Source organism: Novosphingobium sp. (genome assembly GCF_027489515.1).
Classification (GTDB): domain Bacteria; phylum Pseudomonadota; class Alphaproteobacteria; order Sphingomonadales; family Sphingomonadaceae; genus Novosphingobium.
Genome location: NZ_JAIXZS010000100.1, coordinates 51,226 through 72,865 on the forward strand (window position 1 = coordinate 51,226; position 21,640 = coordinate 72,865).

The window sequence follows — 21,640 nt, forward strand, 5'->3', positions numbered from 1 at the left end:
TATCATGAGGGGGACGGATATGGCCTACAGGGGCACGAGCGCGGACCTGGACGATTCCGGGGCACCCGCAGCCGGCGCGGCCTTTCCGGCGATCAACGTCGGCACGGTTTCCACCAGCCTTGCCCCGCCCGTGGCACCCTCCGCGCAGCCGAGTGCACCCGTGGCAGACCCGGTGGCAAATCCTGCAGGGGCCGCTGTTGACGGGCAGGAAGCGCCGAAAGGTCCGTCGCCCGAAGTCGAAGCCCGGATGAAGGCGGCGTTCGCACACCTCGAGCGGCGCGAGTTTCCCCCTGTCGCCGAACTGCTCGATGTCAGCGCGCTCGATCCCGAGACGCCGCTCAACACCAAGATCGAATGGGCCGAACTGCTCGCGCGGGCAAACCATGTCGAGCAGTCCGATGCGTTGTTCGAGACGCTGCTGGCGGACTATCCCAAGTCGCGCCGGCTGCGCTTCATGTATGCCCGCCGGCTTTATCCGCGCGGGTTCCTTGCCCGGGCGGTGCAGCTTCTGCGCGGTGCGGCGGCCTTCCCCGAGGGCAGCGCGCAGCGGGCCTATGCCGATCGCCTCTATGGCATGCTGGACCGGTTCGAGGCCCGGGAGGAGCGCGCCATCGCGCCCGACGAGGACTGCCGCATCCTTGCGATGAAGTACGCGATCCTCGCCTACCGCGACCGGCAGGTGCAGCCGGTGCAGGCCGGGCGGGTCGGGCGGGTTTCGCTGGTGACCGGCGGCCTTGGCCCCGGCGGTGCGGAACGCCAGCTTTCGCGCACCGCGATCGAGCTCGAGAGAGCGCGGCGGGCAGTGGGCGGGGTCGGCGGCATTGCGATCGAACGTCCGGTGGAAGTGCTGGTCCGCTCGCACAGCGCGCGGGGGCAGCGCGACTTCTTCCTGTCCGAGTTGCAGGCGGGCGAGGTTGACGTCCGGCAGATCGACGAGATGCCGGTGGCGAGCACGGAAACGCTGGGCCTCAGCGATCCCGATCTGGCCGCGCTGATCGATTATCTGCCGATCAAGGTCAATTTCGGTGTGCGCCGCCTTGTCGAGCACTACCGCGAAACGCAGCCCGAAGTCGTCTCGCTGTGGCAAGACGGTGCCTGCCTGTTTGGCGGGCTTGCCGCGATCATGGCCGGGGTCCCGCAGGTGCAGATGGTGATCCGCGGCTTGCCGCCGATCATCCGCCGCCACATGCTGATCCCCGAATACGAGATCATGTACCGGGCCATCGCGCAGATCCCGGGGGTCGCGTTCATCAGCAATTCCAAGGGTGCGGCCAAGGCTTATGCCGAATGGCTCGATATCCCGGTCGAGCGGTTCAAGATCGTCTACAACGGCGTGCCGAAGATGACCTGCAACGCCACGCCCGAGGCGGATACGATGTGGGAGGACTTCCTCGCGCGCACGCCGGGCGGCGATCATGTGGTCGGCGGGGTATTCCGTTTCGATACGGACAAGCGCCCGACCTGGTGGATCCGCTTTGCCTATCACTACGCGCGTCGCCATCCCGATGCGCGGTTTCTGCTGGTGGGCGATGGCCGCCTGTTCGGCGAATGCGTCCAGATGGCGAAGGACCTCAAGATCGAGGACCGCATCCTCTTCGTCGGGCGGTCGACCAATGTCGGCTACTGGATGAAGAAGATGGACGTGCTTGTCCTCATGTCGAGCTTCGAGGGCCTGCCCAACGTGCTGATCGAAGCGCAATATCTGGGCGTGCCGGTGGTTTCGACCCCGGCTGGCGGCGCTTCGGAATGCTTCATCGAGGGCGTGACCGGCCATATTCTCGGCTCGGCGGATCGCACCGACTTCGATGAGGCCTGCGTCAAGACGAACGCCCTCCTCGGCCGCGCGCAGCGGGAGGAGATCTTCGGCCCGGCCACCAGCGATTTTCTGGAGCCCAACTTCTCGGTCAGCCGGATGCTGGAGAATTTCCTCCGCGCGACTTGCAGCCCGAACTGAGCCGAAGTAGGTCCGGCGCCGAAACGGCTGTCGGCATGTGCCGAGGCTTACCGCGCCGGAGAATCAGATGGCCATCCTCGTAACCGGCAATGCCGGCTTCATCGGCTTCCACACTGCCAAGACCCTGCTGGAGCGCGGGGACGATGTCGTCGGGCTCGATGTCGTCAACGATTACTATGATCCCGCGATCAAGGAAGCGCGCCTCGCCATTCTGGAGGAGACCGCGCGGCGGACCAATGCGAAGTACACCTTCGTGCGCGCCAATCTCGCAGACCGCGCCGCAGTCGAACGCACGTTTGGCGAGAACGACATCCGCCGCGTGATCAATCTCGCCGCGCAGGCAGGGGTGCGCTACTCGATCGAGAACCCGCACGCCTACGTCGAGAGCAACATCATCGGGTTCACCAACATTCTCGAAGCCTGCCGCCACGGCGGGGTCGAGCACCTGGTCTATGCCTCGACCAGCAGCGTCTATGGTGCCAACCAGGCGATGCCCTTCAGCGAACATGTCGGGGTCGATCACCCGCTGCAGTTCTACGCCGCGACGAAGAAGGCGAACGAGCTGATGGCGCACAGCTACAGCCATCTCTACCGCCTGCCGACGACCGGCCTGCGCTTCTTCACGGTCTATGGCCCGTGGGGCCGTCCGGACATGGCGCTGTTCCTGTTCGCCAAGAACATCATCGCGGGCAAGCCGATCGATGTGTTCAACTATGGCAACCACACGCGCGATTTCACCTTCGTCAGCGACATCGTCGAGGGGGTGATCCGCGCCTGCGACCATCCGGCGCAGCCGAACCCGGATTGGGACGCCCACCGCCCCGATCCCGCGACGAGCAACGCGCCCTACCGGATCTACAACATCGGCAACAACAGCCCGGTGAAGCTCACCGAATACATCGAGGCGCTGGAAGAAGCGCTGGGCAAGAAGGCGGAGCGCAATCTCCTGCCGCTGCAGGCAGGCGACGTGCCGGATACCTTCGCCGATGTTTCCGATCTTGAGCGCGAGTTGGGCTACAAGCCCGCAACCACAGTGAAGCAGGGGGTCGCTGCCTTCGTGGAGTGGTACCTCGATTACATGGCCAAGCCCGCCGGAACCACGGCTCGCTGATCGCTGATCGCGGCCACCCATGCGCATCCTGCTGTTGACCCGGTCCTATCCGGCACCGGGCGATCTTTACCAATATCCCTTCGTCCATCGGCGCGTGCTGGCCTACCGGGCACTGGGCCATGACGTCGCCGTGTTCCGTTTCGATCCGGACCGACCTGCCGGCGCGCACCTCTTCGACGGCGTGGTGTGCGAAACCGGCGGTCTGGAGGAGGTCCGGGCGGCACTGGCGCGCGGCAGGCCCGATGTGGTCGCGGTGCACGGGCTCAGCGAGGCGATCTGGCCGGCCTGCACGCTGGTCGATCCGGCTATCCCGGTCTGCGCCTGGCTCCACGGCTCCGAGATCCCCGGCTTCCTGCGCGAGAAAGTCGTGCTGATCGAGGATCCGATCCGGCGCGCCCATCAGGAACGGCTGCTGGAGGGTCGGATCGCCTTCTGGCACGAGGTCCTCTCGCGCTGGCCGGACAACCTGCACATCGCCTTCGTCTCGGCGGATTCGCGCGAATTGATGCGCAGCGATCTGGGGGCACTGGTGCAGGATGCGCGCACAACCGTGTTGCACAACCCGATCGACACCGATCTCTTCCCCTATCGGGCCAAGCAGCCGGCTGACCGGTTCGCGGTGCTGTCGATCCGGCCCTATGACAGCCGCTCCTATGCCAATGATCTTGCGGTGGAGGCGATCCTCGCGCTGCGCGCGAGGCCATGGTTCGGCCAGATGCGTTTCACGCTGATCGGCGATGGTCCGCTCTTTGCCGAAACGCTCGCCCCGCTGGCCGGAATCGCCGAAATCACGATTCGCCGCGGTTTCCTGACGCAGGAGGCCATCGCTGCCGAGCATGGCGGCCACGGACTGTTTCTGGTCCCGACCCGGCTCGATACCCAGGGTGTCTCGCGCGATGAGGCGATGGCGTCGGGGCTCGTTCCGGTGACGAATGCGGTCCATGCCGTGCCAGAATTCGTCGATGCCGAGTGTGCGGGGCTGGCCGGGCCTGACGACGCGGAAGGGCTCGCTGCGGGAATCGCGGAAATGGTCGAAAGCCCGGCGCTGTTCCTCGCCCGGTCGGCAGTGGCAGCGGCGCGGGTGCGCGCGCAATCGGGCCACGAACGGATCATCCCCCGCGAACTGGCGTGGATGGCGGAGTGCGCGGCCTCATGACAGATGCACGGCTTGTGCCCGATCTGCCGCGCCCGGAGTTCCTGATGGCCTCGATGGGCCGCTCGGGCAGCACGATGATCGCGAACTGGCTGACCGATCCACCCGAGCGCGTCGTGCTGATCGAGCCGTCGCTGTTCTCGCTCCGCAATCCCGATATGGTCCGCGTGCAGTTGCCCGAGTTCAGCGAGCCTGCAGGCGACGCCGAATGGACGTATCCGGATGCAGACTGGCAGGCGCGCTTTCGGCGCCTGTTTGCACCACGCCTGGCCGGGCGGCGCTGGGCGCTCAAGGAAGTGCTGGTCGCCGAAAGCGAGCGGATCATGGCGACCTTCGCCCCGCCGCGCGTGGTCGTGACGGTGCGCGATATTGGCGCGATTGCCGCCAGCTTCCTTGAAAAGCACCGCCGGCAGAACAACCGGCACCGCTTCGACGCGGGCTGGGTCGGCACCTATTGCCGGCGCGAAAGCGCGGCCATGGTCGCGCTGTGCGACGCCATGCAGCGCGAGGGCCTGCCGCATCACGTGGTCCGCTACGAGGATTTCGTGGCATCGGAAGATGTCCGGCAGCAGTTGGCCGCTTTCGTCGGGTGGCCCGGGGGCGGACTTGCCCAGCGCCACTTCGGCAAACTTGGCCGCGCGTTCGAGGCCGAACGTCACGCCAGCGGCGTCAGCGCGCGCACGCCTTCGCTGCCCGAGCGGGCGCTGGAGCCCGAAGAACTGGCGCTGCTGCCCGGGATCGTCGCGGATTGCGCAGCCTATCAGGCCCGGTTCGGCTTCGGCCCGGTTTCGCAGCACGCCGCGACCTGATAGACTGCCCCTCTTAGCGAGGCATCCGGTCCATGCAGCTGCGCCACTTGCGCTACTTCGTCACGCTCGCGCGCGAGCAGCACTTCGCCAAGGCAGCCGCGACCTGCGGGATTTCGCAGCCCACGCTCTCGGCAGGGCTCGCCGCGCTGGAGGCCGAGTTCGGCCGGCGTCTGGTCGAGCGCGACCGCCGCTTTGTCGGCCTCACCCCACACGGCCAGGCCATGCTGCCGTGGGCGGAGCAGATCCTCGGCGCGGTGAGCGGCATGGCGAGCGCGGTGGCGGCGACCGCCGCGCCGCTCAAGGGCGAGTTCGGTCTCGCCGCGATTCCCGCCGCGCTGCCGTTCGTCGGCCTCCTGGGGGAAGCTCTGCTGGCGCAGAACCCCGGGATCACGCTCGCCGTCCGCTCTGCCACGTCGCGCGCGATCGAGCACGGCCTCCACGCGTTCGAGGTCGATGCAGGGCTCACCTATCTCGATCACGAGCCACCGGCCAACGTCCTCTCCGTCCCGCTTTATGCCGAGCGCTACGTCTTCCTCGCCGCGCGCGGCACGGGGTTCGATGAGCACACCGCGATCAGCTGGGATGAGGCGACCCGGCAGGATCTCTGCCTCCTCCACCAGGGCATGCAATACCGCCGCATCCTTGACGAGCGCCTTGCCGCGCGCGGGCTCGCGGTCGCCCCGCGGGCCACGGCGGACAGCCACTTCGCGCTCTTTGCGATGGTCCGCTCCGGCGCCTTCGCGACGATTGTCCCCGATGGCTATGCGCGGCTCATGTCCGGGGTCGAATGGGCGCGCTTCGTGCCCTTCGATGCGCCCGACGAGGCGCGGCGCGTCGGGCTGGTCGTGGTAAATCGCGATCCGCTTGGGCCCATGGCCCGCGCCGCGCTGGCGGCGGCTCGTGCACTCGAACCGGCAGGGCTGGAACCGCCCCTGTGATAGAAGTAATCTATCAGCCATCACGCATTTCGATTTGACCTTTGCGCCCGATTTCCCAAGGCATTAGCGCATGACAGACCAAGACGAGCTCGATGGCATCCTTGCCGCCCACGCCGGGCGCGAGGGCGCGCTGCTGCCGATCCTGCATGATGTGCAGGCCGCGTTCGGCCATGTTTCGGAAAGCGCGGTGCGCCAGATTGCGCAGGCCCTCAACCTGACGCGGGCCGAAGTCCACGGCGTCGTCAGCTTCTATCACGATTTCCGCGAAGAGCCGGAAAGCCGCCCGGTGCTCAAGCTCTGCCGCGCAGAAAGCTGCCAGGCGCGCGGGGTGGAGGCGCTCGCCGCCGCGCTGCCGGAAAATCCGCGCGTGAAGGTCGAGACGGTCTACTGCCTCGGCCTGTGCAGTGTTGGCCCCGCCGCGATGGTCGGCCATGAAGTCCACGGCCGGCTCGATGCTGCCCGGCTTGGCGCGCTGGTGGAGAGCCTGGCATGACCGTGGTGCGCATTTCCGATGACGCCGCCGCGCTCGCCTGCGGCGCCAATGCTGTCGCCGCTGCCTTCTTGAAGGCAGGCTGCACGGTCGAGCGCGTCTCCAGTTGGGGCATGCACTGGCTTGAACCGCTGGCCGAGATCGACGGGCCCAACGGCAAGATCGGCTTCGGCCCGCTGAACCCGGAAGATGTCGCGAGTGTCCTCGCGGGGACCAGCGATAAGGCCATCGGCACGATCGCCGAACATCCCTTCATCGCCCGCCAGCAGCGCTTCACCTTTGCGCGCGCGGGCAAAACCCGTCCGCTCAGCCTTGAGGATTACGCCGCGACTGGCGGCTGGGCGGGCCTCAAGCGCGCCCGCGAACTGGGGCCTGATGCGACCATTGCCGAAGTCACGACTTCGGGCCTGCGCGGGCGCGGCGGTGCCGGCTTCCCGGCGGGCATCAAGTGGACCACCGTTGCCAAGGCAGCGGGCCCGGTGAAGTACATCGTCTGCAACGCTGATGAAGGCGACAGCGCCACGTTTGCCGACCGCATGGTGATGGAGGGCGATCCCTTCATGCTGATCGAGGGCATGGCGATTGCGGGGCACGCGGTCGGCGCGGGCAAGGGCTATATCTACGTCCGCAGCGAATACCCGCACGCCATCGCCAAGCTGAACGCGGCCATCGCTCTCGCCGTGCCGCGCATCGCCCCGTTCGAAGTCGAAGTGCGCGTCGGCGCTGGCGCCTATGTCTGCGGCGAGGAAACCTCGCTGCTCAACAGCCTTGAAGGCAAGCGCGGCGAAGTGCGCGCCAAGCCGCCGCTTCCGGCGCTCGAAGGCCTGTTCGGCAAGCCGACGGTGGTCAACAACGTGCTGACCCTGGCGGCGGTGCCCTGGATCCTTGCCAACGGCGGCGCAGCCTATGCCGAAGTCGGCTTCGGCCGTTCGCGCGGCACGATGCCGATCCAGCTGGCGGGCAATGTGAAGCACGGCGGCCTGTTCGAAGTGGGCTTCGGCGTGACGCTCGGCGAACTCGTGTTCGATATCGGCGGCGGCACCGCAACGGGTCGCCCCGTGCGCGCGGTGCAGGTTGGCGGGCCGCTCGGCGCCTATCACCCGCCCGCCGATTTCCACCTGCCGTTCGATTACGAAGCCTTCTCGTCTGCAGATGGCCTGATCGGTCACGCCGGGCTCACGGTGTTCGACGAGACAGCGGACATGAGCGCGCAGGCCCGCTTTGCCATGAGTTTCTGCGCCGCCGAATCGTGCGGCAAGTGCACCCCCTGCCGCATCGGCTCCACCCGCGGGGTTGAGCTGATCGACCGCATCCGCGCGCGCTCGGGTCGACAGGCGGACAAGGTTGAGGCGCTCCCCCAGATGCACAACGCCCGCAAGGCGCCGCGCACGCTGGCGGAGGATGTTACCCTGCTCGAAGACTTGTGCGAGACGATGAAGTTCGGCTCGCTCTGCGCGCTGGGCGGGTTCACGCCCTATCCGGTGCTTTCGGCGCTGAAGCACTGGCCGGAAGACTTCGGCTTGGCCGCACCGGAACAGGAAGCCGCCGAGTGATCCTCGGCGCGGTCCTTGCGGGCGGTCAGTCCTCGCGCTTCGGCAGCGACAAGGCGCTCGCCGCGCTGGGCGGGCAGACGCTGCTCGCGCGGGCCGTCGCGTCGCTGGAAACCCAGTGCGATGTGGTGATCGTGGTGGGGCGCGGTGACATGCCCGACCGCCCGCGCGCCGGAATGGGGCCGCTCGGCGGCATCAACGCGGCGCTTGATTATGCCGCCAGCCATGGCTTCAGTGATGTGCTGACCTGCGGCGTCGATTGCGGCGGCCTTGGCGCGGATGCGCGGGCCGAGCTGTCCCCGGCCCCCGCCTATGTCGCGGACCAGCCGGTGATCGGCCTCTGGCCCGCTAGCGCCGCGCCCACGCTCGATGCCTTTCTTGCCACCGACGCCAAGCATTCGATGCGCGCCTTTGCCGCCATGATCGGCGCGCGCCCGGTCACTCTCTCGGCCAAGACGGCCAATATCAACACGCGCGAAGACCTTGCCTTCGCGCAGGAGCAGCATGATGGACTCTGAACGCGACCTCTATCGCCCCCAGCCTGATTTCGGCACGCCGCCTTCGCTGGCCGAGCGCGCGGGTGCGGCTTCGGTCACCGCCATCATCGACGGCCGCGAAGTCTCCGTCGCCCCCGGCACCACGGTGATGCGCGCCGCCGCGCTTTCGGGCGGGTCGATCCCCAAGCTCTGCGCGACCGACAGCGTCAAGCAGTTCGGCTCATGCCGCCTCTGCCTTGTCGAGATCGACGGGATGCGCGGCACGCCTGCCAGCTGCACCACGCTCGTGGCTGAGGGCATGAAGGTCCACACCCAGACCAAGAAGCTCGAAAAGCTGCGGCGCGGCGTGATGGAGCTCTACATCTCCGATCACCCGCTCGATTGCCTCACCTGCAGCGCGAACAACGATTGCGAGTTGCAGGATCAGGCCGCCGCGGTGGGCCTGCGCGATGTGCGCTACGGCTATGAAGGCGCGAACAACCTCGCCCAGCCGATGGACATCTCGAACCCCTATTTCGATTTCGATCCGTCGAAGTGCATTGTCTGCTCGCGCTGTGTGCGCGCCTGCGATGAAGTGCAGGGCACCCTTGCGCTGACCATCGAGGGCCGCGGCTTTGACAGCAAGGTGAGCGCCGGGCTCGCCTCAGACAGTTTCCTCAGTTCCGAATGCGTCTCATGCGGCGCCTGTGTGCAGGCCTGCCCCACGGCCACGCTGCAGGAAAAGGCGGTCAAGGAAATCGGCAAGCCCGAGCGCGCCACCGTCACCACTTGCGCCTACTGCGGCGTCGGCTGCACCTTCCGCGCCGAGACGCGGGGCGAGGAAGTCGTGCGCATGGTGCCGTGGAAGGACGGCAAGGCCAATCGCGGCCACTCCTGCGTCAAGGGGCGCTTCGCCTGGGGCTATGCCCAGCATCAGGAACGCATTCTCTCGCCGATGATCCGCTCCTCGATCGACGAACCCTGGCAGGAAGTCAGCTGGGAAGAAGCGATTGCCCACACTGCCAGCGAACTGAAGCGCATCTCCGCCAAGTATGGCCGCAATGCGCTCGGCGGCATCACCTCCAGCCGCTGCACCAACGAGGAGACGTTCCTCGTCCAGAAGCTGGTGCGTGCAGGCTTCGGCACCAACAATGTCGATACCTGCGCGCGCGTCTGCCACTCGCCGACAGGCTACGGCCTCAAGACCACCTTCGGCACTTCCGCGGGCACGCAGGACTTCGATTCGGTCGAGGACAGCGACGTGATCCTCGTCATCGGCGCTAACCCGACCGACGGCCACCCCGTCTTCGCCAGCCGGATGAAGCGCCGCCTGCGCCAAGGCGCCAAGCTCATCGTGATCGATCCGCGCCGCACCGATCTCGTGCGCAGTCCGCATGTCGAGGCCGATTACCACCTGCCGCTGCGCCCGGGCACCAATGTTGCTGTGCTCACGGCGCTCGCCCACGTCATCGTCACCGAAGGCCTCGCCGACGAAACCTTTGTGCGCGAACGCTGCGATTGGGAAGAATACCGCCACTGGGCCGACTTCGTCTCACTCGAGCGCAACAGCCCCGAATTCCTCGAGCCCGTCACTGGCGTCCCCGCTGCCGATCTGCGCGGCGCAGCCCGTCTGTTCGCCACCGGCGGGAACGGGGCCATTTATTACGGCCTCGGCGTCACCGAGCACAGCCAGGGCTCGTCCACCGTCATGGCAATTGCCAACCTCGCGATGGCGACGGGCAACATCGGCCGCCGCGGCGTCGGCGTGAACCCCTTGCGCGGGCAGAACAATGTGCAGGGCGCCTGCGACATGGGCAGCTTCCCGCATGAACTCTCCGGCTATCGCCACGTGTCGGATGCCTCGGCCCGCGCATTGTTCGAAGCGGAATGGGGCGTGCCGATCGACCCCGAGCCGGGCCTCAGAATCCCCAACATGCTCGATGCCGCGACCGATGGCCTGTTCAAGGCAATCTACATCCAGGGCGAGGACATTCTCCAGTCCGACCCCGATACCAAGCACGTGGCGGCGGGACTCGCCGCGATGGAATGCGTGATCGTGCAGGACCTGTTCCTCAACGAGACCGCCAACTACGCGCATGTGTTCCTGCCGGGCTCCACCTTCCTTGAGAAGAACGGCACCTTCACCAATGCCGAACGCCGCATCCAGCCGGTGCGCAAGGTGATGGAGCCCCGAAATGGTCCAAATGGGAACGGCTACGAGGACTGGGAGATCACCCAGCTCATGGCCCGCGCGATGGGCCTCGATTGGAACTACACCCACCCGCGCGAGATCATGGACGAAATCGCGCGCCTCACGCCCACCTTCGCGGGCGTCAGCTTTGCGCGGCTCGATGCCGAAGGCTCGCTGCAGTGGCCGGTGAATGACGCGGCGCCCGATGGCAGCCCGATCATGCACATCGATGGCTTCGTGCGCGGCAAGGGCAAGTTCGTGGTGACGGACTATGTGCCGACCGACGAACGCACCGGTCCGCGCTTCCCGCTGCTGCTGACGACTGGCCGCATCCTCAGCCAGTACAACGTCGGCGCGCAGACCCGCCGCACCGCCAATGTCGTGTGGCATGAGGAAGACTTGCTCGAAATCCACCCGACCGACGCGGAAAACCGCGGCATCAAGTCGGGCGACTGGGTGCGCCTGGCCAGCCGCTCGGGCGAGACGACCTTGCGTGCGACCGTGACGGACCGCGTTGCGCCGGGCGTGGTCTACACCACGTTCCACCACCCCGCGACGCAAGCCAACGTCGTCACCACCGACTATTCGGACTGGGCCACCAACTGCCCCGAATACAAGGTAACTGCGGTGCAGATTACCCCGTCCAACGGGCCGACCGACTGGCAGGAAGAGTACGAGGCGCAGGCCACCCGCTCGCGCCGCATCCGGGGCCATGAAGGCGCGATGGAGCCGGCGGAATGAGCGCGCACACAGCCGAGAAGCTCATCTACATGGCCAACCAGATCGCGCGCAACGTGACGCACGACCCGGACCCGGTGGCGATGATTGCCGACCATATCCACGCGTTCTGGTCGCCGCGGATGAAGGCCGACGTGTTTGCCGTGATGAACGGTGCCGAACTTGAGCCAACTGCCCGTGCGGCGCTCGAGCGGCTCGCCGCGCATGCCAGCTGAGGCGCCAGATACGGCTGCGGTCCCGTACAGTTTTGCCGAGCATTACGCCGATGGCCGTGCGCCAGCGCCGCGCGAGCGGTTGCTGGCGATCGAGGCGCCCGTGGCGATCGAGATCAACGGCCTCGGCTATGCGGTGATGATGGCGACTCCAGCAGACCTTGCCGACTACGCGCTGGGCTTCTGTCTTTCCGAACAGCTGATCGCGTCGCCCGAGCAGCTGCTCAGTGCCGAAGCGAGTGAAGTTCCCGCCGGCGGCTGGATGCTGCGAATTCAGCTCGCCGCCGACGATGCTGCCCCGCTGATGGAGCGCGCGCGGCTGCGGCTGGCCGAAGGAAGCTGCGGCCTTTGCGGGATCGAAAGCCTCGAACAGGTGCTGCGCCCGCTTCCGCCGGTGGAAGCACGGCTGGCTGTCGATGATGCGGCGATCTTCCGCGCCGTCAGCGCGCTGCCCGATCTCCAGCCGCTGGGCCGCGCGACCCGCGCCGTCCATGCCGCCGCCTTTTGCGCCGCCGATGGCACGGTGCGGCTGGTGCGCGAGGATGTCGGCCGCCACAATGCGTTCGACAAGCTGCTCGGCGCGATGGCCCATGCCGGGCTTAGGGCAGGGGATGGCTTCATCGTCCTCACCGCGCGGTGCAGCTTCGAACTGGTGCAGAAGGCAGTGATCGCCGGCTGCCCGCTGCTGGTGACGATCTCGGCCGCCTCGACATTGGCGGCGCAGCAGGCGGCGGCGCATGGGCTGCGCCTTGTCTCGCTCGCGCGCGAGGACAGCTTCCTGACGGAGTAGAATTCCGGTTTCCGCCCGGATGCTCTAGACACGCCCGGGTGACCACCGCGCCCGCCCGCACACGTTTTGCCGATCGTCCTGGCCTCAGCCGCCGCACGCGTGCGTGGCTGCTGCTCGCGGTCGGGCTGCTCCACGTCCTGCTTGGCTTCGCGATCTTCAGCGGCCTTGCCGGCAGCGCGATCACGGCGATCCAGGACGCGGCGACTGCCGCCTACTCTGTCCCGCTCGATCCGCCGCCGCCTCCCCCGCCTCAGGCAAGCCCGGCACCCACGCCGCAGCCCGCCGGAGCCGAAGGCGCTGCTGCCAAGGCCGCCAAGCCCAAACCCGTGGTCGCAGCGCCGGCGAAGATCCCCAACAAGGCAATGGTCGCCGCCCCGGCAGCCTCTACCGGCGATGCCACGAAATCCGGCGCGAGCGGAGCAGGTGCGGGCACCGGCGGCGGCGCGGTGGGCCTTGGGACGGGCAGCGGCGGCAGCGGCGATGGTGCCGGGTCCGGCGCCAGCCGCGCGGTCAAGATCGCGGGCGATATCACCGCAACGCGTGATTATCCGGCGCGCACGCGGAACCTGCGGCTTGGCTCAAGCGTTATCGTGGTTCTCACCGTGGGTGCGGATGGCCGGGTGCGCGCCTGTCGCATCCACAAGGCGAGTCCCGATCCCGAAGCCGATGCCATCACTTGCCGCCTTGCCACCCAGCGCTTCCGTTTTCGCCCCGCGACCGACCGTGCCGGGAACCCCATCGAATCCGAATATGGCTGGCAGCAGAGCTTTTTCGTGCCGGGCACCAAGCCGCCCGGGGGTCTGTAACGGGAAAGCAGTCACTTGCACCTAGGTATCTGGCATGGCACCGAAAGGTTGCGCATCGCGGACGCTCCGGCTGGCGGGGCAGTTGGACAGGAAGCCCATGGACGAAATCATTCCCGTTGTTCTGTGTGGCGGCAGCGGCACCCGCCTCTGGCCGCGCTCGCGCAAGGCCATGCCCAAGCCGTTCCTGCCGCTAGTGGGCGATTCCACGCTGTTTGAGGCAACCGTGCTGCGCTGCCCTACCGAAGCCGGCTTCGGCGCGCCCATCGTCGTGACCGGCGCAGCGCACCTCGGGCATGTCGAGGCGCAGCTGCCCGATCCCGCCCACAGCATGGTGATCGTCGAACCGGAGGGCAAGAACACCGCCGCCGCCATCGCGTTGGCCGCGTTGCGCCTGCCCGAAGATGCGGTGATGCTGGTCTGCCCGAGCGACCACCACATCGGCGATGTTGCCGCGTTTCAGGCCGCCGCGCGCGAGGCTGCGTCGCTGGCGCGGGGGGGCTGGCTCGTCTCGTTCGGCATCGCCGCGACCGCGCCTGAAACCGGCTTCGGCTATCTGAAGCGCGGCGAGGCTATTCCGGGTTCCGGCGGTTTCTCCGTCGCGCAGTTCGTCGAAAAGCCGGATCTCGAGCGCGCGATCGGCTTCCTTGCCGATGGCGGATACGCGTGGAACGGCGGCATCTTCGCTTTCCGTGCGGGGACCTTCCTCGATGAACTCGCGGCGCACCGGCCGGTACTGGCCGACGCCGTCCGCACAGCCGTCGAACAGGGCCGTGAAGATGGCACCCGCTTCCACCCCGATGCCGCTGCCTTTGCGCGGATCGAGGGTGAGTCGGTCGACTATGCGGTGATGGAAAACACCGCCCGCGCGGCGATGGTCCCGGCTGCGATGGCCTGGTCCGATATCGGCAACTGGCAGGCGCTCCACGATGCCCACGATCAGGACGAGGCGGGCAATGCGGTGCGCGGCCCGGCCGAACTCGTCGATTGCGCGCATGTGCTCGTCGATAGCGACGGCCCGCATGTTTCGGTCATCGGCGCGCGCGATCTGATCGTGGTGGTGGACAAGGGCAATGTCCTCGTCTGCACGCATGATGGCGCGCAGAAAGTGGGCAAGCTTTCCGGCGCGGTGAACCAGTGAGCGCGCCGGCCTTTGGAACTCTCGCTGTCCGCACGGTGGAGAAGCCCTGGGGCCGCGATCAGCTGCCCGCACCTTTCGTCGCGCCCTACGGCAAGCGCATCGGCGAGATCTGGTTCGAGCCGGTGGAGGAAGTCTTCTCGCTCCTCGTGAAGTACATCTTCACAAGCGAGAAGCTTTCGGTCCAGGTCCACCCGGACGACGCGCAAGCCAAGGCGCTCGGCGAGTACGATACGGGCAAGGAGGAATGCTGGCTGGTGATCGATGCCGAGCCGGGCGCCACGCTCGGCATCGGCTTTCACGGAGCCCTCGGCGCAGAGGCCATGCGCGCGGCCGCGCTTGATGGCAGCATCGAGGATCAGCTGGTCTGGCACCCGGTGCAGGCGGGCGATTTCTTCTATATTCCGGCGGGCACCGTCCACGCCATCGGCGCCGGGGTCAGCCTGATCGAGATCCAGCAGAACTCCGACATCACCTACCGCCTCTATGATTATGGGCGCCCGCGCCCGCTACACCTCGACAAGGGTATGGCCGTTGCCAAGGGTGAGCCTTATGCGGCGGGGCTTCACCGCCACCTTGCGCCCACCGGCACCGTCGAACTCGCGCGGGGGCCCTATTTCACGGCGCACCGCGTCGAAGGTTTGCCGGATGCGGCGCTGCTGGCCGAATATCATGGCCCGATGCTCGTCCTCCCGCGCCGCGGCGAGGTTGAGCTGGCGGGAGATGTGCTGCGCCCGGGCGAATGCGCCGCCGCCCCTTCGGCCTCGGCCATCACCTTCACGCCCGATGGCCAGAGCATTCTCGTCCGTGCAGCCTGAGCACCCCGCGATGATCGCGCAGACCATCCAGCTCGCGCTGGCCCCGGTCTTCGTGCTCGTCGCGATCGGCAATATCATGAACATCCTGACCACGCGGCTGGCGCGCATGGTTGATCGCTCGCGCCACCTGCAGACGCTCCACCCGGGCACCGAGGGCAGCGAGCATGATGTCGTGGTGGTCGAGATGCGGATCATCGACCAGCGCATCGCGCTTATCGGCCGGGCGCTGCTGTGCCTTGTCATCAGCGGCCTTGCGATCGGTACCACGGTCGCCGCGTTGTTCCTCAGCGAACTCGTCAATGCCGATCTGCGCGTGGTCACTGCGCTCACCTTTGTCGCGGCCATCGCGCTGCTGATGGCCGCGCTGGTGCTGCTGCTACTTGAGACCCGCCTCGCCGCGCGCGCGCTGCGCCTGCCGCCCGAACTCCTCGAACTCGAACGTGGCGATCTTTAGCGTTTGATCCGCTAGCGCCGCCCTTATCCCAGAATATGCCCCGTCCGGTCGCGCTTGGTATCGAGATAGCGCGCATTGTGCGGATTGGCCGGCAGCTGGTGCGCCACCCGTTCGCGCACGGTCACCCCGACGGCTTCGAGCGCCGCGACTTTGGCCGGGTTGTTGGTCAACAGCCGCACCGCCGGCACGCCCAGCAGATCAAGCATGCGCGCCGCCACGGGAAAATCGCGCGCCTCGCTCGGCAGGCCGAGCCGCTCGTTGGCGTCCACCGTGTCGAAGCCCTGATCCTGCAGCTCGTAGGCGCGCAGCTTGTTGATGAGGCCGATGCCGCGCCCTTCCTGCCGCAGGTAGAGCAGCAGCCCCCAACCGCCTGCATTGGCCTCCTCCGCCATGCGCGCGAGCGCGGCATCGAGCTGCGGCCCGCAATCGCATTTGAGGCTGCCGAGCACGTCGCCGGTCAGGCATTCGCTATGGAGGCGCACAAGGGGCACATGATCGCCGCTCTGCGTGCCGATCACCAGCGCGACATGCTCGCGCAGATCGTCGCGCGCGCGGAAGGCGATGATCTCCGCGCGCTCGCAGGCATCGACCGGCAGCCGCGCGCGCGCCTGGATGGTGAGTTCGAGCGGGTCCTTGAAGGCGGCGAGATCCGCGGGCGTTACGTGGGCCGCCGGCTCAACCCCGGTCGCGACCATGAACGCCGGCAGGATGCCTGCGAGCCGTGCCAGTTCCATCGCCGTCACAGCTGAGGACTGCGCAGGGCAGGGGTCGGCGCGGAATGGCCCCCGCATCGGTTCGGCCAGATCGAGCGCCGGATCGGCGAGGGTGCGCGCGGCATGGAGCGAGAAGGGCTCCGCGCCGTGGATCATCACCGGCATGTGCGGCTCGGCGGCATCGCGCTGGTTGGCGAGCTTCAGCGTGGCGGCGCGGGCGTGCGATATGAGCAGCCGCGCGGCATAGAGCCCGGGCTGCGCGAAGGCGGTTTCGGCGGGCAACAGATCGAGCGTGCCGTCTTCCGCTTCGACCCGGATCGCCCAGCCATGGCGCAGCGCATCAAGCGCAAGCGCCACCGCCCGGGCACTGCCGGTCAAAGCGCAAACTCCGTGATCAGCGGGACATGGTCCGAAGGCTGGTCCCACCGCCGTGTTTCCTCGACAAAGCGGTGCGAGAGCGACTGCGCGGCAAGCTCGGGCGAGGCCCACATGTGATCGAGTCGCCGACCCTGATCCTTCTCGCGCCAGTACGAGCGGTAGGACCACCACGAATAGTTGCGCTCGGGCGCGGGGATATGCTTGCGGCCAAGGTCCACCCAGCCATGCGCATCGCCGAACGCGCCAAGCGCCGCCACTTCCTGCGGCGTGTGGCTGACGACCTTGATGAGCGCCTTGTGGTCATAAACGTCGCAATCGAGCGGGGCGATGTTGAAGTCGCCCACGATCAGCGTCGGCCGGTCGAGCGCGTCTGCCCAGCGCGTCATGCGTTCCAGAAACGCGAGCTTCTGGCCGAACTTCGGGTTCGCCTCGGGGTCGGGAATATCACCGCCCGCCGGGATATAGACGTTCTCGAGCATCAGCCCGCCGCCAGGGCCGAGAACCTCGACCCCAACATGCCGCGCCTCGCCATTGGCCTGCCAGTCGTGCCGGTTCACTTCGCGGATCGGCACGCGGCTCACCGTGGCGACGCCGTGGTAGCCCTTCTGCCCATGCACCGCGCGGTGGGTATAGCCGAGCCGCTCGAACATCTCGTGCGGGAAGAGCGATTCGGCGGTCTTGATCTCCTGCAGGCACAGCACGTCGGGCGCCTGCTCGGTAAGGAACCGCTCGACCTGATCGATGCGCAGCCGCACCGAATTGATGTTCCAGGTGGCGACGGTGAACGTGGGGGAGGCCATGCCCCGCGCTTTACGGACCTCGGGCCAAGGCGGCAAGCGGCCTGCGCGAACAGGCATGCAACAGGAGCGCTGATCGAAGTCGCCCCGGAGGCAACCCCGGACCCTAACAAAAAAACCCTCGGACCGGGGGCGTGGTCCGAGGGTTCCTTGTGCGTTCGTCACGCTGTCAGGACGGGGGATAAGGGACCGGGTAACAGGGGGGGCGAACCCGGTCGGTACCGTCTTGACCCCTTCTTTCTAGGACCCTGCCGCTTGCTGGCGGATGAACGGTGCTGTCAGGGAAGACCCAAAGTGGTCGCAAATTGTCGCAGGACCGGGCCTTGCCCTCAGGGGCTGCGACAAGCTGCGCGCTACTTGCGGCCAGTCCCGCGGGGATCGTTCCAGCGGAAGATGTTCGAGGGCAGCGCCACGCCGTAGCGCTGATTCGAAAGCCGCACCGTGGTGCGCCGATTCTGCGAATCGAGCGCGATCCAGCTGTTGAGCTCCCATCCGCCCGGCGCACCCGCCTTCTTCAGCATGATCATCGTGATCGAGCCGTATTCCGGGTGGCGCGGATCGTGCACATCCATGCTGAGCACATCGGGGTGGCCGGTCTGGTTGAGCGTCGCGAAGCGCGCGACGTCCTTGTTCGGATCGAGCAGCGCGCCCAAGGGGCTGTTGCGGATCGGCCAGCGCTGCACCTGGCGCACTTCATAGTCGATCAGCGTCAGCGCCGAGCCGTCGGAGACGATCAGGAGCGGTACGCCTGCCTCGTACTGGAAACGGATCTTGCCGGGGCGCTGCATCGAAAGCACGCCGGTCAGGCGCTGTCCGTTGCGATCGGTCTGGACGAAATCGGCCTGCAGCGTGGTAATCGCGCGCAGCGCCGCGACGGCCTGTTCGATCTGCGGGTTCACCGCAGGGGCCGCCGCTTCAGGCGCTGCTGCTGCGGAAACGACAGGTGCCGCCAGCGCAAGGAGCGCGGCGGCGAAGAGGGATCGGGAGGCAGGAAGCCGGCGAGCAGGGGTGCGGGTCATCGTCATCCCCATGCCAGTGCCGCAAGCGCATTGAACCCGGCGTGAACCCGAATGCGGGCCATCAGCCGGGCATTCCGTTGGGCCGGGGCCAGATTACTTGATCTTGGCTTCCTTGAACTCGACATGCTTGCGCGCCACCGGGTCATACTTGCGGAACACCATCTTCTCGGTGGTGTTGCGCGGGTTCTTCTTCGTCACATAGAAGAAGCCGGTGTCGGCGGTCGAGACCAGGCGGATCTTGACGGTAGTAGGCTTGGCCATGGCTTTATCCTGAAAGTTCTTGCGCGCGTAAAACAGAGACGGCGGCGCGTTGCCACGCCGCCAGACAGGGGCCGGTCGTTGTGAGCGAATCGCGCAAAAGTCAAGTGTCGGGATAGGACGCCAGCGGCTCCAGCACCCCAAAGTGCTCCTTTGCGCAGGGTTCGGCCAGCGGCGGCAGCCCGGGAACCGTCTCCTCGACCCTCTTCACCGGCAGGCGGTTCAGCAGATCCCGCACCAGCGTCAGCCGCCCCCGGCGCTGGTCGTTGAAATCGACCAGCGTCCACGGCGCATGTTTCGTATGCGTTGCATCGAGCATCGCTTCGCGTGCCTTTGTATATTCGCGGTACTTGCTGCGTGCGGCGACATCGATCGGGGAAATCTTCCAGCGCTTTGCGGGATCATCGTGCCGCTCGGCAAGGCGCTTTTCCTGCTCTTCCTGATCGCAGGTCAGCCAGTACTTGAACAGCAGCAGCCCGTCCTCGACCAGCATCCGCTCGAACTTCGGCGCTGCCTCAAGAAACGCCTTGACCTCGGCGTCCGCCGCAAAGCCCATCACCTTTTCGACCCCCGCCCGGTTGTACCAGCTGCGGTCGAACAGCACGATCTCGCCGCCGGCGGGCAAGTGCGGAACATAGCGCTGGAAGTACCACTGGGTTTTCTCGCGGTCCGTCGGCGCCGACAAGGCGACGGTACGGACCTGCCGCGGGTTGAGCTTCTGCGAGATTGCATTGATCGCGCCGGTCTTGCCCGCCGTGTCGCGGCCTTCGAGGATCACGAGGATCCGCGCGCCGCATTGCCGTGCCCAGCCCGCCATTGCTGTGAGTTCGCCCTGCATCGCCTCAAGCGCTTCTTCGTAGTCTTTGCGGCTGAGCTCGTTCCTTTGGTCGTCCTTGCTCACGGCAGTTCCTCTCGCTCTGGAAGGGCAGACTGTCGCACCCCTGCCGCTTTGGCAATCGCTGCCGATTGCGCCGCGCAAACGGACCTGCTAAAAGTTGCAATTGAAACCATGTCCGACCTCATCGAACTTGCCGCCGATTTTACCCGGCTCCCCGAACTGCCCGCCGGCGTGTTCACCGCGCCGCTGCAGCGTCCGGCGCATGTCGGTGAGGATTGGCTTGAGCCGCGCCAGACGGCTTATTCGGCGGACGAACACCGCGTGTGGGACGATCTGTTCGCGCGCCAGATGGAAGTCCTCCCCGGCCGCGCGGCGAGCGCCTTCCTCAAGGGGCTGGACCGGCTCGATCTGGGTCGCGGCGGCGTGCCCGATTTCGCCCGCCTGTCCGCCGAACTCGGCGCGCTCACCGGCTGGAGCGTCGTGCCCGTGCCGATGCTCATCCCCGATCACGTGTTCTTCTGGCACCTCGCCAACCGCCGCTTCCCCGCCGGCAACTTCATCCGCCCGCGCGAACGCTTCGACTATATCGAGGAGCCGGACGTCTTCCACGACGTATTCGGCCACGTGCCGATGCTCACCGATCCGGTGTTCGCCGATTACATGCAGGAATATGGCCGCGCCGGGTGGAAGGCGATGCGCTACAACCGCCTGAAGGCGCTCGGAGCGCTCTACTGGTACACGGTCGAGTTTGGCCTGATCATGGAAGCCGAGGGGCTCCGGGCCTATGGCGCCGGCATCCTCTCCGGCCCGACCGAGGCGGTCTTCGCGCTGGAGGCGCAGTCCCCCAACCGCATCATGCTCCACGTCGACCGGGTGATGCGCACCGACTACGCGATCGACGATCTCCAGCCGACCTACTTCGTGATCGAAAGCTTCGCCGATCTCTTCCGGCAGACCGTCGAGCGCGATTTCGACCGCCTCTATCGCGGGCTCGGCTCCGGCTTCACCTATGCCGGCAGCGCGGTGATCGATGTCGACGACGTGCTCCACCGCGGCACGCTGGAGTATCACTTGCGCGGCGGGCGGGGTTCAGGCGCTGAGCCGGTTTAGACCCACAGCAGCCAGGCGAGGCCCACGGCCCCCAGCACGATGCGGTAGCCAGCAAACGGCGTAAAGCCGCGCTTGCTGACGTAGCCGATGAAGAACTTGATCACGACCAGCGAGACGAGGAACGAGACCACCGAGCCGATCGCAATTTCCTTCAGGCCGACCGGGACCGCGCCCGCGGAAAGCTCGTGCCGGTGATCCCACAGCTGCTTCACCGTCGCGCCCAGCATCGTCGGCACCGCGAGGAAGAAGCTGAACTCGGCCGCCGTCTTGCGATTCTCGCCCATCACCAGCGCGCCCATGATCGTCGCGCCCGAGCGCGAGACGCCGGGGATCACCGCGATGCACTGCATCATGCCGATGCGGATCGCCTGCGCGAGCGGCATCTGACCGACCGGACGGTAGGTCTGGTGCGAGACCAGCCGCTCCACCGCGATGATGGCAAAGCCGCCCAGAATGAGCGCGATGCACACGACGACCGGGTTTTCGAGCAGCAGATCGATGCGCGACTTGAACAGCACGCCGACGATGGCGGCGGGAATGAAGGCCGCGAGCACGTTGCGGATGAACGCGATCGATTCGCGCGATCCGCGCAGTGCGCCGACCGCCACATCCAGAAAGGTGCGCCAGTAGAGCACAACGACCGCCATCACCGCTGGCAGCTGGATCACCACGTTGAACACTTCCCAGGTCTTCGCGTCATAGCCGAACAGCTCGGACGCGAGGATGAGGTGCCCGGTCGAGGAGACGGGAATGAACTCGGTGAGTCCCTCGACAATACCGAGGAGGATGGCGGTGATGGTCGTATCCATGGGTTCAGAGCCTGTCCTGTCGAGGTGGAAGCATTGTCATCGCCTTAGAAAGCCTGCTGGCAAGGAAGGTCGCGCAGTGCGGGCTGGTAGCCC

22 protein-coding genes are annotated in these 21,640 nt (G+C 66.9%); 16 read left to right on the forward strand and 6 right to left on the reverse strand.

The window, feature by feature from the left end:
- The first annotated feature begins 19 nt into the window (after positions 1 to 19).
- The 15 genes from Q0082_RS17405 to Q0082_RS17475 all read left to right on the forward strand — a co-directional run bounded on the left by Q0082_RS17405 (position 20) and on the right by Q0082_RS17475 (position 15,625).
- A complete protein-coding gene (locus Q0082_RS17405) occupies positions 20 to 1,954 on the forward strand; it encodes a glycosyltransferase (RefSeq protein WP_298194875.1) in 1,935 nt (644 codons plus the stop codon).
- 67 nt (positions 1,955 to 2,021) lie between these two features.
- The gene (locus Q0082_RS17410) at positions 2,022 to 3,065 is read left to right on the forward strand and encodes an NAD-dependent epimerase (RefSeq protein ID WP_298194876.1); all 1,044 of its coding nucleotides are present in this window, start codon (positions 2,022 to 2,024) and stop codon (positions 3,063 to 3,065) included.
- 34 nt (positions 3,066 to 3,099) lie between these two features.
- Complete coding sequence (locus Q0082_RS17415) at positions 3,100 to 4,221, forward strand: glycosyltransferase family 4 protein (protein WP_298194877.1); 1,122 nt, start codon at positions 3,100 to 3,102, stop codon at positions 4,219 to 4,221.
- Positions 4,218 to 5,027: a sulfotransferase gene (locus tag Q0082_RS17420; protein WP_298194878.1), complete on the forward strand. Its 810-nt coding sequence runs from the start codon at positions 4,218 to 4,220 to the stop codon at positions 5,025 to 5,027. The genes Q0082_RS17415 and Q0082_RS17420 overlap by 4 nt, the downstream gene beginning before the upstream one ends.
- A gap of 32 nt (positions 5,028 to 5,059) precedes the next feature.
- Positions 5,060 to 5,965 (forward strand): LysR family transcriptional regulator, encoded by a 906-nt coding sequence (locus tag Q0082_RS17425; RefSeq protein ID WP_298194879.1) that lies wholly within the window; start codon positions 5,060 to 5,062, stop codon positions 5,963 to 5,965.
- A gap of 70 nt (positions 5,966 to 6,035) precedes the next feature.
- Positions 6,036 to 6,458, forward strand: coding sequence for an NAD(P)H-dependent oxidoreductase subunit E (locus Q0082_RS17430; RefSeq protein WP_298194880.1), 423 nt, complete (start codon positions 6,036 to 6,038; stop codon positions 6,456 to 6,458).
- Positions 6,455 to 8,008: an NADH-ubiquinone oxidoreductase-F iron-sulfur binding region domain-containing protein gene (locus Q0082_RS17435; RefSeq protein WP_298194881.1), complete on the forward strand. Its 1,554-nt coding sequence runs from the start codon at positions 6,455 to 6,457 to the stop codon at positions 8,006 to 8,008. The genes Q0082_RS17430 and Q0082_RS17435 overlap by 4 nt, the downstream gene beginning before the upstream one ends.
- Positions 8,005 to 8,523 carry a molybdenum cofactor guanylyltransferase gene (locus tag Q0082_RS17440; RefSeq protein ID WP_298194882.1) on the forward strand — a complete coding sequence of 173 codons (519 nt, stop codon included), beginning with the start codon at positions 8,005 to 8,007 and terminating at the stop codon, positions 8,521 to 8,523. The genes Q0082_RS17435 and Q0082_RS17440 overlap by 4 nt, the downstream gene beginning before the upstream one ends.
- The gene (fdhF, locus tag Q0082_RS17445; protein WP_298194883.1) at positions 8,510 to 11,413 is read left to right on the forward strand and encodes a formate dehydrogenase subunit alpha; all 2,904 of its coding nucleotides are present in this window, start codon (positions 8,510 to 8,512) and stop codon (positions 11,411 to 11,413) included. Before Q0082_RS17440 ends, fdhF begins: the two co-directional genes overlap by 14 nt.
- Positions 11,410 to 11,625, forward strand: a complete 216-nt coding sequence (locus tag Q0082_RS17450; RefSeq protein ID WP_298194884.1) for a formate dehydrogenase subunit delta — start codon at positions 11,410 to 11,412, stop codon at positions 11,623 to 11,625. The genes fdhF and Q0082_RS17450 overlap by 4 nt, the downstream gene beginning before the upstream one ends.
- Positions 11,573 to 12,412: a formate dehydrogenase accessory sulfurtransferase FdhD gene (gene fdhD, locus Q0082_RS17455; protein ID WP_298194885.1), complete on the forward strand. Its 840-nt coding sequence runs from the start codon at positions 11,573 to 11,575 to the stop codon at positions 12,410 to 12,412. Before Q0082_RS17450 ends, fdhD begins: the two co-directional genes overlap by 53 nt.
- 38 nt (positions 12,413 to 12,450) lie before the next feature.
- Positions 12,451 to 13,218 (forward strand): TonB family protein, encoded by a 768-nt coding sequence (locus Q0082_RS17460; RefSeq protein ID WP_298194886.1) that lies wholly within the window; start codon positions 12,451 to 12,453, stop codon positions 13,216 to 13,218.
- A 97-nt stretch (positions 13,219 to 13,315) separates the two neighbouring features.
- Positions 13,316 to 14,356 carry a sugar phosphate nucleotidyltransferase gene (locus Q0082_RS17465; RefSeq protein WP_298194887.1) on the forward strand — a complete coding sequence of 347 codons (1,041 nt, stop codon included), beginning with the start codon at positions 13,316 to 13,318 and terminating at the stop codon, positions 14,354 to 14,356.
- Complete coding sequence (locus tag Q0082_RS17470) at positions 14,353 to 15,171, forward strand: class I mannose-6-phosphate isomerase (RefSeq protein WP_298194888.1); 819 nt, start codon at positions 14,353 to 14,355, stop codon at positions 15,169 to 15,171. The genes Q0082_RS17465 and Q0082_RS17470 overlap by 4 nt, the downstream gene beginning before the upstream one ends.
- The gene (locus Q0082_RS17475) at positions 15,161 to 15,625 is read left to right on the forward strand and encodes a DUF2721 domain-containing protein (RefSeq protein ID WP_298194889.1); all 465 of its coding nucleotides are present in this window, start codon (positions 15,161 to 15,163) and stop codon (positions 15,623 to 15,625) included. The genes Q0082_RS17470 and Q0082_RS17475 overlap by 11 nt, the downstream gene beginning before the upstream one ends.
- 23 nt (positions 15,626 to 15,648) lie before the next feature.
- Here the strand turns inward: Q0082_RS17475 and ribA are convergent, their stop codons facing one another.
- The 5 genes from ribA to ppk2 all read right to left on the reverse strand — a co-directional run bounded on the left by ribA (position 15,649) and on the right by ppk2 (position 19,691).
- Positions 15,649 to 16,716, reverse strand: coding sequence for a GTP cyclohydrolase II (ribA, locus tag Q0082_RS17480; protein ID WP_298194890.1), 1,068 nt, complete (start codon positions 16,714 to 16,716; stop codon positions 15,649 to 15,651).
- On the reverse strand, positions 16,713 to 17,516 hold the full coding sequence (locus Q0082_RS17485; protein WP_298194891.1) for an exodeoxyribonuclease III: 804 nt from the start codon (positions 17,514 to 17,516) through the stop codon (positions 16,713 to 16,715). The genes ribA and Q0082_RS17485 overlap by 4 nt, the downstream gene beginning before the upstream one ends.
- Before the next feature lie 350 nt (positions 17,517 to 17,866).
- Positions 17,867 to 18,532, reverse strand: coding sequence for an outer membrane lipoprotein carrier protein LolA (locus Q0082_RS17490; protein WP_298194892.1), 666 nt, complete (start codon positions 18,530 to 18,532; stop codon positions 17,867 to 17,869).
- A gap of 93 nt (positions 18,533 to 18,625) precedes the next feature.
- Positions 18,626 to 18,793 carry a 50S ribosomal protein L33 gene (rpmG, locus tag Q0082_RS17495; RefSeq protein ID WP_054121888.1) on the reverse strand — a complete coding sequence of 56 codons (168 nt, stop codon included), beginning with the start codon at positions 18,791 to 18,793 and terminating at the stop codon, positions 18,626 to 18,628.
- 100 nt (positions 18,794 to 18,893) lie between these two features.
- Positions 18,894 to 19,691: a polyphosphate kinase 2 gene (gene ppk2 / locus Q0082_RS17500; protein ID WP_298194893.1), complete on the reverse strand. Its 798-nt coding sequence runs from the start codon at positions 19,689 to 19,691 to the stop codon at positions 18,894 to 18,896.
- 108 nt (positions 19,692 to 19,799) lie between these two features.
- On the opposite strand from ppk2, the gene phhA reads away from it, so the two are divergent.
- Positions 19,800 to 20,738 (forward strand): phenylalanine 4-monooxygenase, encoded by a 939-nt coding sequence (phhA, locus tag Q0082_RS17505; RefSeq protein WP_298194894.1) that lies wholly within the window; start codon positions 19,800 to 19,802, stop codon positions 20,736 to 20,738.
- Here the strand turns inward: phhA and Q0082_RS17510 are convergent.
- Entirely contained in the window at positions 20,735 to 21,547 is an 813-nt protein-coding gene (locus Q0082_RS17510; RefSeq protein WP_298194895.1) for an undecaprenyl-diphosphate phosphatase, read from the reverse strand. The genes phhA and Q0082_RS17510 overlap by 4 nt on opposite strands.
- Positions 21,548 to 21,640: the final 93 nt, after the last annotated feature.